2 protein-coding genes are annotated in these 1175 nt (G+C 65.2%); both read left to right on the top strand.

Going from position 1 to position 1175, the window contains the following annotated elements:
• On the top strand, positions 1-393 hold a 393-nt coding region (locus A2I95_RS40380), incomplete at its 5' end, for an aminotransferase class III-fold pyridoxal phosphate-dependent enzyme (RefSeq protein ID WP_291737943.1).
• A 3-nt stretch (positions 394-396) separates the two neighbouring features.
• Positions 397-1011, top strand: a complete 615-nt coding sequence (locus A2I95_RS40385; protein ID WP_027258294.1) for a pimeloyl-ACP methyl esterase BioG family protein — start codon at positions 397-399, stop codon at positions 1009-1011.
• Positions 1012-1175: the final 164 nt, after the last annotated feature.

A 1175-nucleotide genomic window follows, 5' to 3' on the forward strand; every position in this document is an offset into this window, starting at 1 on the left:
GGTGTCGGCGGCGGCAATCCCGGCATCTTCATGCACGGGCCGACCTATATGGCCAACCCGCTGGCCTGTGCCGCGGCCAAGGCCTCGCTGGATTTGCTGACCGGGCAGGACTGGCGCGGCACAGTTTCGGCAATTGCAGAGCAGATGCAGGCCGAGCTGGCCCCGGCGCGCGATCTGCCCAATGTGGCGGACGTGCGGGTGCTGGGCGCGATTGGCGTCATCGAGATGAAACACGCGGTGTCTGCGGATGAGGCCCATGCCCGGGTGCACGACATGGGCGTGTTTCTGCGTCCCTTCGGCAAGAATATCTATACCATGCCGCCGTTCATCACCACGCCGGATCAGCTCAGCGAAATCACCGCAGGCATGCTGCGGCTGGCGCGGGAGCTCTGAGCCATGGAGTTCCGCTGGCTAAAACAGAACAATGCAGCCGAGGCCATCGTGGTCTTCGGCGGCTGGGCTGTGGGGCCGGAAGTGTTCTGGCACTTGGACGGTGCGCAGGACATCCTGTTTGCCAGCGATTACACCGATCTGAACACTGAGCTGCCGGATCTGTCCGGCTATGACCGGGTCAGCCTCTTGGCCTGGTCTTTTGGTGTGGCCGCTTATGCCCACTGGCAGCAGGGGCGGCCTGACCCGTTCCAGCGCAAGACGGCGGTGAACGGCAGCCTGCAGCCAGTGAACCGCGGTGCGGGCATTCCGCCTGCGGTCTTCCGCAGGACAATGGAGATGCTGAGCCTGGAAAGTTACCAAAGCTTTCTGACCCGCGTGTTCGGCGTTGCGCAAGCGGCAGAAGCGCTGGATGTGCCGACCCGCCGGGCTGAGCTGCTGGCCGTGGAGCAGCGCGGAGACGCGCCGCAGACGCGCTTTGACAAGGTCTGGATCAGCTCCGGCGACAAGATCTTTCCGCCCGCCAATCTGCTGCGGGCCTGGGCCGGGCGCAATGTTGCGGACCTGGACGCGCCGCATGCGCCGTTTGACCGATTTGCACAGTGGGAGGAGCTGTTCTGATGAAGGACATGCAGCCCCCGCAACTGGATCAGACCCGTGTGCGCCAAAGCTTCCGCCGCGGGCTGGACAGCTATCACCGCGCGGCAGCTGTTCAGGAAGATATCGCCCGGCGGCTGGCGGAGCTGCTGCAGGCGCAGGGTGCACCGCGGCGGTTCCAGACCGCG

The organism is Leisingera sp. F5 (assembly GCF_001593695.1).

Bases quoted from the DNA above. Each gene is read 5' to 3' on its own strand.
- A2I95_RS40385 (WP_027258294.1), top strand. From the start codon at position 397: ATGGAGTTCCGCTGGCTAAAACAGAACAATGCAGCCGAGGCCATCGTG.